This window comes from Pseudomonas sp. ICMP 460 (assembly GCF_002723595.1).
In the GTDB taxonomy this organism is placed as follows: Bacteria; Pseudomonadota; Gammaproteobacteria; order Pseudomonadales; family Pseudomonadaceae; genus Aquipseudomonas; species Aquipseudomonas kitaguniensis.
In genome coordinates, this window is the sequence record NZ_LKBR01000052.1 from 1 (window position 1) to 1,429 (window position 1,429).

Sequence of the window (1,429 nt, forward strand, 5' to 3'; positions counted from 1 at the left end):
AGCCAGCCCTTTCAAGGTCTTTTGAGCTTAGCTGCCTTGAGTACCCGATCCGTCGACACGTGAGCATTCGCGGCTTTGCCTTCCAGCCACTCTTTGGGTTTAGGCACCTTCGGCCCCCGTTTGCTCTTGGCGACCGCTTTAGGTAGGACGTTTTTCGCCAACGTCAGTAAGTACGGAGCCAATCCCGCTTCAAGGATTGGGATCGATAAGGGCTCTGGCGGCAAGGCAATCTGCATGCCTTCATATCCGCTGCGTACCTGTACCGTCAGGTGGAAAATCGATGCTTCCCAATCGTCGGGCAGAGTCTGGCGATGAGCCTGCTCAACGCTGCGTTTGAGCACCGCCAAAACGTTGTAAGCCAACACGGCCGACGCAAACCCCAACAGGGCTGCTTTGGGGTTGCCCAAGGTTTCGATTTCACTGTCCAACACCGCTTCCAGGCGCTGGAACATCCCTTCGATACTCCAGCGACGGCGGTACAAGTCGGCGATTTGCTCGGCACTGATAGAGTCAGGCAAGTTGCTCCAGAACAGCAGCGTGGTGTCGCCGGATTCGGTGGGTTTTTGTAGCTTCAGTTCGACTCGCCGCCACTGGCGACCACCTTTTACTTCGATGATTTGCTCGCGCACGCTGCCTGCCGCAACCGCGATAGGCTCCTGCCAATCGCCTTCCTTAAGCAGACGTGGATGTTTGCTCTGTTCGCGGATGATGAACGAGGCCCCGGTATCTTCACAGGCCCCCATGACCGGGAGTGTGCAGTAGAGTCGATCAGCCATCCACAGTTGTCCCGCACTGGCTTTTTCCAGCAATGGCAGCACGCTGACGCGTTCGCTGGCATAGGCATCTTCACAAGGCTGAAGATCGACGACCTGGTCCAGATCGGGGTCGTAAACCACAACGGAAAAACCAGGCCGGGCGGCGCCCCGTTCCCTGCGCAAAGCTCCCAGGCGCTTTTCGCTGGAAGGCAGGTGGTTACCGTCAACGACCCTTAATTGCCAGCCAGGCAAAATGGCTGAGTGCCCCAGCTCTTTTATCGTCGGGGCCAAGCGCTCTGCGCTCCCGGTGACCAGGGCGCGCAGCAGCGCAGGCTCTGTGCGGCTGACCTTGTCATACAGCGCCGCCAAGCTAACAGGAAGGTCTTCCATCTGCCGCGCGGCGGCATGCAGAGAAGGTCGCAAGCCCAATGAAACAAGGGACATCAGTTCAACAATGGTTGAAAACAAAAGCTCGCGTGGGTACTGCCGCTGACGATGTTCTTCGAACACCTGATCGACCCATTCAGCAGGAACAGCCTGTTCCAATATCACTTTGGTCATGACACTGGCCGGTGCTTTTTTCTCAAACCGCGCTAGAACTTCTGCCCACATCGATTTCGTTCCCCTGACTGGCGTTTTGGGGGATTTTATCAAAGACCTTGAAAGGGCTGGCT

General features: G+C 57.0%; 1 protein-coding gene. It reads right to left on the reverse strand.

The annotated features are described in order from the left end of the window. Positions 1–11: 11 nt before the first annotated feature. Entirely contained in the window at positions 12–1,316 is a 1,305-nt protein-coding gene (locus AO240_RS23800; RefSeq protein ID WP_099239775.1) for an IS4 family transposase, read from the reverse strand. Positions 1,317–1,429: the final 113 nt, after the last annotated feature.

What these genes read in the sequence shown, in the direction of transcription:
- AO240_RS23800 (WP_099239775.1), bottom strand. Translation starts at nt 1,316, where the DNA reads ATGACCAAAGTGATATTGGAACAGGCTGTTCCTGCTGAATGGGTCGAT.